Origin of the sequence: Desulfoscipio sp. XC116 (genome assembly GCF_039851975.1) — a bacterium.
Classification (GTDB): domain Bacteria; phylum Bacillota; class Desulfotomaculia; order Desulfotomaculales; family Desulfallaceae; genus Sporotomaculum.
This window is the reverse complement of the sequence record NZ_CP156660.1, coordinates 4253154-4259676: the sequence shown is the minus strand read 5'-3', so window position 1 is coordinate 4259676 and position 6523 is coordinate 4253154. Positions and strand designations below refer to the sequence as shown.

Genomic DNA, 6523 nt, shown 5'->3' with positions numbered 1-6523 from the left:
GGTTGCTCCCCCTCAAAATAATTAAATTAACAGTTTACACACAGACTTATCCACAGGTTGTGAATAAGTCTGTGTGCCATGTAACTAAGTAAAATAATAACAAAACTTAATAATTGATTCAATATCAATTACAAGTTAATGAATGTTTATGTTTTCACAATTTTCACAGGGAGTTATTAACATGCTGTGCTTTATGTTTCTAGTATATAATATAATGAGTGATAGTGCAAAAGCATTACTTGACTCAAAATAAGTGCATACTATATAATGAGAACGTACGTCTAGTATTTTCCATATTTTTGGCAATCTAACAAGCGGCAAGGGGGATTTTTAAAATAATGAAAAGAACATTTCAACCTAAAAATAGGCAAAGAAAAAGGGTTCACGGCTTCTTAAAAAGAATGTCAACCAAAGCTGGACAGAATGTTATCAAGAGAAGAAGGCTAAAAGGGAGAAAAAAGCTATCTGCGTAAGGCCGCTTGATAAAGTGGCCTTTTGCTAATTGTATAAGGATAAATTATAAATGCAAAAGAAATGTCTGGTTAGAAAAAATAGGGATTACTGTAAAGTATATAATAAAGGTATATCATTAGCAAATCGTCATATGGTTATATTTACTAGAAAAAATAATTTAAATATAAAAAGATTTGGATTTTCTGTTAGTAAGAAGATGGGAAAGGCTGTCCGGAGAAATTTTATACGTCGGAGATTTAAGGAAATAAGCAGGTTAAACAATAACTGGTTTTTAAATGGATACGACTATATTTTTATTGCTCGTAAAGGAATAGATGAAATAAGTTATAAATCATTGGAGAATAGTATGGAAAATTTAGCGTACAGAATAAGTAAGCAAATGACAAGGAAAAATTTATAATTATGAGGAAGATATTGATTGGTATTATTCGATTTTACCAGAAATATATTTCTCCACTTATAGGACCACGGTGCAGGTTCTACCCTACATGTTCGGAATATGCCGTACAGGCATTAGTAAAGTATGGAGTATGGAAAGGGACAATTAAAGCAGTAATAAGGGTATTAAAATGCCATCCTTTTCACCCGGGAGGATATGATCCGGTTAAATGATTTGCAGTTATAGGGAGGCGATGGTTTGGGGGAATTATTTCAGTCCCTGGTGAATGTTATGACTTCTTTAACACATTGGCTATATGGATGGACGAACACTATAGGTGTGCCAAGTTATGGTTTGGCAATCATTATATTAACTATTTTAATTAAAGTAGTATTGTTTCCGCTAAACCAAAGACAAATGATGTCAATGAGAAGAATGCAGGAGATACAGCCTAAAATAAAGGAAATTCAAGAGAAATTTAAGAAAAAAGATCCGCAAAAAATGCAGCAGAAAATTATGGAAATGTATAAGGAAAACCAGGTAAATCCAATGGCTGGTTGTTTACCGATCTTGGTGCAAATGCCAATATTAATTGCCTTGTATCGTTCGTTGTTGCATATAGAGTTTAAGAGTACTGAACATGCGGGATTTTTTTGGATAAACACTTTATCAGATAAGGACCCCTTTTTTATTTTACCAATATTGGCTGGCGTTACTACGTTCATGCAGACAAAATTAACAACCTCAACTACTGATCAAACACAGCGTATGATGCTTTATATGATGCCTGTTTTTATTGCGTGGATAAGTACTACAGTGCCGTCTGGGTTGGTTCTATACTGGGTAATGTTTAATATATTGGGTTTTACACAACAGTTACTTGTTAACAGGCAGGTTGAGCAAGCAAAGGAGGGAGCTCCTTCGAAGTGAGTTATATTGAGAAAAGCGGCAAAACTGTAGATGAGGCTGTGGAAAGTGCGCTGAATGAATTAAATATACCCAGGGAACAAGTAGAAATAGAAATTATTGAAGAACCTAGTAAAGGAATATTTGGATTTATAGGTGTTAAACCTGCCCGAATTAGAGTTAAGATAAAAGAAACTGCTGCAAGACAGGCTAATGAATTATTAAGTAAGGTTATGAAATTAATGGAATTGGATGTAGATATAGATTTAGTAGAAAAAGAAGAGAAAATAATCATAAATATCAACGGACCCGATTTGGGTATATTAATAGGCAGGCGCGGAGAAACTTTAGATGCGCTGCAGTATTTGGTAAATTTATCGGCTAATAAAAATATGGAGAAAAGAAAGAGAATTTTTATTGATATTGAAGGGTATCGTAAGCGTCGAGAAGATACTTTGAAAAAATTAGCTTATAAATTAGCTGATAAGGCGCGTCAAAGGGGCCGTAATGTTATCTTGGAGCCTATGAACTCAATGGAAAGAAGAATAATACACACCGCGCTTCAAGGTAGAGATGATATTTACACATTTAGCGAGGGAGAAGAGCCTTATCGCAAAATAATCATAGCACCCAAAAAATAATTATGATAATTAACCCAGCACGGAAAAACCGGGCTGGGTTTTTTCAAACGGAGGTTTATATAATGATTGACGACACCATTGCCGCTATTGCAACTCCAATAGGTGAAGGCGGTATCGGTATAGTCAGAATAAGCGGTCCCCGGGCTTTAGAAATAACCAAAAAAGTTTTTCGGGCGTCTAAAAATAAAAATTGGTATCGGCAGAATTTTAAGCTTGTCTATGGCTATATTTATGATCCCGGCAATAGTGTAATTGTAGATGAAGTTTTAGTAGGGTTAATGCGGGCGCCACATTCCTATACTAAAGAGGATGTTATAGAAATCAATTGCCATGGTGGGGCGCTGCCGCTGCGCAATATACTGGAATTGATTTTAAAAATGGGATCTCGTTTGGCAGAGCCTGGTGAGTTTACTAAACGAGCTTTTTTAAATGGCAGGCTGGATTTAATACAAGCTGAATCAATTATTGATATAATTAGAGCCAATACAGATGACGCCATGCGCTTGGCCGTGGGGCAATTATCGGGAGGGCTTTCGCAAAAAATTAATAATATTCAGCAGCAATTGCTGGAAATAACAGCTCTTATAGAGGCTAATATTGATTTTCCGGAAGAAGACGGCGTGGATGAGTATGACTTAAAAAATATAAAGCAACGTGTAGAACAAATAGAAAATCAAATAAAAAAGCTTTTGGAAAGTGCGGAAACAGGTAAAGTATATCGCGAAGGTGTGCGAACTGTTATTATAGGTAAGCCGAATGTAGGAAAATCATCATTATTAAATGTTTTAATAAAAGAAAATAGGGCTATTGTTACTGATATACCAGGAACAACCAGAGATTTAATTGAAGAAATAATAAATATTGGCGGAGTGCCTTTGAAGGTTATTGACACTGCGGGGATAAGGGAAACTGAGGATGTTATTGAAAAAATAGGTGTACAAAAGACTGTGGAAAGTATTAATGCCGCGGATTTTGTAATAATGGTTTTTGATGCTCAGGACGGAATAAGTAATACAGATAATAAAATTATTGAAATGATTAAAAATAAAAGGGGCATTAAAGTTCTAAATAAAATCGATATTCAAGATGATAACGTAGCTATTAATAAGCATCTTAATGGTATATTGCCGCATTGGCCCTTAATTGAAATATCCGCACTTATGAAAAAAGGTATTGAAAAATTAGAAAAAGAAATAGTGTTATTAATTACTGATGGTAAGGCTATTCCACGGGATGGCGTTATGGTTAGCAACGTAAGACATAAAAATCAACTGGTTAAAGCTATTCATCATTTACAAGATATACAAAAAGCTATAAGCCGTGGTGTATCTATTGATTTAATAGCCATTGATATACGGGGCGCCTGGGAGGCTGTGAGTGAAATAACCGGCACAGCAATAACTGAAAATATAATTGATAAAATTTTTGCCGAGTTTTGTATTGGAAAGTGAGGAAAATAAATGGAATATTGGGCCGGTAAATATGATGTTGTGGTTATAGGGGCCGGTCATGCCGGTTGCGAAGCTGGATTAGCCGCAGCACGTTTAGGATTAAAAACACTGCTGTTGACTATTAATATGGATAATATTGCTATGATGCCTTGTAATCCGGCGATGGGAGGTCCGGCAAAGGGACAGTTGATTAGAGAAGTTGATGCTCTGGGCGGTGAAATAGGTATTAACACCGACCGGTCAGCCATTCAAATGCGCATGCTTAATACGGCGAAAGGTCCTGCGGTACAGGCACTGAGAGCACAGGCGGATAAAAATGTGTATCATGTAAATATGAAATGGGTGTTGGAAAACCAGGAAAACTTGGACGTAAAACAGACAATGGCAGAGAGAATAATGGTTGCAGGGGGACGTGTAACCGGGGTTGTAGGGCAGACAGGTGCTGTTTTTCAAACTGGCGCGGTAATTATAGCTACGGGTACTTTTCTTAAAGGTCGTATAATAATAGGCGATATAGCTTATTCCGGTGGACCAAGTGGTAATTATTCCTCCATTAAGCTATCCGATAGTTTAATGGAATTAGGGTTTACTTTAGGGCGATTTAAGACAGGGACTCCGGCTAGGGTGGATAAGCGCAGTATAGATTTTAGCAAGATGGACATTCAGCCGGGCGATAATAAATTATATAATTTTTCTTTTATGTCAGATATTTGTAATAGAGATCAGGTTCCTTGCTGGCTTACTTATAGTAATGAGGAAACTCATAAAATAATTAAAGAAAATTTACATCGTTCGCCATTATTCAGCGGTGTAATTGAAGGTGTGGGGCCGCGGTATTGCCCGTCGATCGAAACAAAGGTAATTAGATTTTCCAATAGACCTGCTCATCAGGTATTTGTTGAACCGGAAGGAATAAAAACAAATGAAATGTACGTGCAGGGTATGTCCACCAGTTTACCTGAAGATGTACAATTAGCCATGCTTAGGACGATACCTGGTTTAGAAAAGGTGGAGATAATTAGAACGGGTTATGCTATAGAATATGATTATGTTATTCCCAGCCAGCTTAAATTAAATTTAGAGGCTAAGGAAATTCAGGGACTATTTACTGCTGGACAAATTAATGGTACTTCCGGGTATGAAGAAGCGGCCGCACAGGGAATCATTGCCGGTATCAATGCGGCTATGTACATAAAAAATGAGGAGCCGGTAATTATATCCAGATCGGAAGGTTATATTGGCGTACTGATTGATGATCTTGTTACTAAAGGAGTAACGGAACCATATCGGTTATTAACTTCGCGGGCTGAATATCGTTTGATGCTGCGACAGGATAATGCGGATTTGCGTCTTACGGAAAAAGGGTACCGGATTGGATTGGTGAGGGAAGATCGTTATAAACGTTTTAATTATAAAGGTAAATCCATTGAAAAAGAAATACAAAGGCTAAGGCGCACATTTGTGATGGCAAGTTCAGAAATAGAAACTATTCTTAAAGAGAAAAAATCATCTTCTTTTACAGGGAGTATTAATTTAGAGACATTATTAAAGAGGCCGGAAATAGAATATTGTGATTTGGAAAAAATACCGATAGAACATCCATCTTTGGATGATGAAGTAAAACAAGCAGTTGAAATTCAAATTAAATATGCAGGGTATATTAAAAAGCAGGCTTCGCAAGTTAAAAAATTTGAAAAGATAGAGAATATGAGAATTCCAAATAATATTGACTATAATAAAATTAAAGGTTTGGCTCTAGAGGCGGTGCAGAGACTTGAGGAAATCAGACCGTTATCTATTGGACAGGCTTCCCGAATATCCGGTGTTAATCCGGCAGATATATCAGTTTTATTGATTTACCTGGAACAACAGAGGCGTGAATCGAATCACCATATGGAGATAGATGTGTGATGAATGATTTATTCAGGCAAACAGTTGAGCAAGGATGTAAAATATTAGGCATTGAAATAACAAGCGCTATTATTGATAAGTTTGAAATATATTATCAAATGTTATATAAAAGCAATAAAGAATATAACTTAACGTCCATTACTGAGACGGTGGAGGCTGCGGAAAAACATTTTATAGATTCTTTAACGCTATACCGTGAAATTAGTGCAGTAACAGGCGCACTGGTTATAGACATCGGCAGTGGAGCCGGTTTCCCGGGGCTACCTTTAAAAATATATAATAGTAATATTGATATGACATTAGTTGACTCGGTTGGTAAGAAAGTTAAGTTTATGCAGCAGGTTATACAGGAATTAAAACTTGTAAAAACTATAGCGTTAAAAGCCAGAGCCGAAGATTTGGCTGCCGATAGCAGGGAAAAATATGATGCTGCTATAAGTAGAGCAGTTGCCGAGTTAAGGGTATTGGTTGAATACGCTCTGCCGCTGGTTAAAGTTGGAGGAGTTTTTATTGCAGCCAAAGGACCTAAAATAGAAGAGGAATTAAATCTTGCCGACCGGGCTATAAAAATTCTTGGTGGAAAAATAATGAGTATTCGTAAGGTGTCGTTACCAATAAATAATGAAGGAAGAACAATAGTTACGATAAAAAAAGTGGGTCATACCCCTGGTAAATATCCGAGAAAGGCCGGCATACCTAAAAAAAGACCGTTATAATATTGTTATCTTTACAGGGATTTTAGTCCCTGTTTTTTTAATGCC

General features: G+C 36.4%; 8 protein-coding genes. All 8 read left to right on the top strand.

What is annotated here, in order from left to right; all coding sequences use genetic code 11:
* Positions 1-338: 338 nt before the first annotated feature.
* The 8 genes from rpmH to rsmG all read left to right on the top strand — a co-directional run bounded on the left by rpmH (position 339) and on the right by rsmG (position 6478).
* Entirely contained in the window at positions 339-473 is a 135-nt protein-coding gene (rpmH, locus tag ABDB91_RS19915; RefSeq protein ID WP_347489489.1) for a 50S ribosomal protein L34, read from the top strand.
* A 50-nt stretch (positions 474-523) separates the two neighbouring features.
* Positions 524-874 carry a ribonuclease P protein component gene (gene rnpA / locus ABDB91_RS19910; protein WP_347489487.1) on the top strand — a complete coding sequence of 117 codons (351 nt, stop codon included), beginning with the start codon at positions 524-526 and terminating at the stop codon, positions 872-874.
* The gene (gene yidD / locus ABDB91_RS19905) at positions 874-1086 is read left to right on the top strand and encodes a membrane protein insertion efficiency factor YidD (protein WP_347491675.1); all 213 of its coding nucleotides are present in this window, start codon (positions 874-876) and stop codon (positions 1084-1086) included. Before rnpA ends, yidD begins: the two co-directional genes overlap by 1 nt.
* Before the next feature lie 25 nt (positions 1087-1111).
* Positions 1112-1783 (top strand): YidC/Oxa1 family membrane protein insertase, encoded by a 672-nt coding sequence (locus ABDB91_RS19900; RefSeq protein ID WP_347489486.1) that lies wholly within the window; start codon positions 1112-1114, stop codon positions 1781-1783.
* Positions 1780-2400, top strand: a complete 621-nt coding sequence (gene jag, locus ABDB91_RS19895) for an RNA-binding cell elongation regulator Jag/EloR (RefSeq protein ID WP_347489484.1) — start codon at positions 1780-1782, stop codon at positions 2398-2400. The genes ABDB91_RS19900 and jag overlap by 4 nt, the downstream gene beginning before the upstream one ends.
* Before the next feature lie 62 nt (positions 2401-2462).
* Positions 2463-3851 (top strand): tRNA uridine-5-carboxymethylaminomethyl(34) synthesis GTPase MnmE, encoded by a 1389-nt coding sequence (mnmE, locus tag ABDB91_RS19890; RefSeq protein WP_347489483.1) that lies wholly within the window; start codon positions 2463-2465, stop codon positions 3849-3851.
* A 9-nt stretch (positions 3852-3860) separates the two neighbouring features.
* Complete coding sequence (mnmG, locus tag ABDB91_RS19885; RefSeq protein ID WP_347489481.1) at positions 3861-5762, top strand: tRNA uridine-5-carboxymethylaminomethyl(34) synthesis enzyme MnmG; 1902 nt, start codon at positions 3861-3863, stop codon at positions 5760-5762.
* On the top strand, positions 5762-6478 hold the full coding sequence (gene rsmG, locus ABDB91_RS19880) for a 16S rRNA (guanine(527)-N(7))-methyltransferase RsmG (protein WP_347489479.1): 717 nt from the start codon (positions 5762-5764) through the stop codon (positions 6476-6478). Before mnmG ends, rsmG begins: the two co-directional genes overlap by 1 nt.
* The last annotated feature ends 45 nt before the right edge of the window (positions 6479-6523 follow it).

Coding starts and splice junctions, on each gene's coding strand:
- rnpA (WP_347489487.1), top strand. CDS start 524: ATGCAAAAGAAATGTCTGGTTAGAAAAAATAGGGATTACTGTAAAGTA.
- rsmG (WP_347489479.1), top strand. CDS start 5,762: ATGAATGATTTATTCAGGCAAACAGTTGAGCAAGGATGTAAAATATTA.
- rpmH (WP_347489489.1), top strand. CDS start 339: ATGAAAAGAACATTTCAACCTAAAAATAGGCAAAGAAAAAGGGTTCAC.
- mnmG (WP_347489481.1), top strand. CDS start 3,861: ATGGAATATTGGGCCGGTAAATATGATGTTGTGGTTATAGGGGCCGGT.
- mnmE (WP_347489483.1), top strand. CDS start 2,463: ATGATTGACGACACCATTGCCGCTATTGCAACTCCAATAGGTGAAGGC.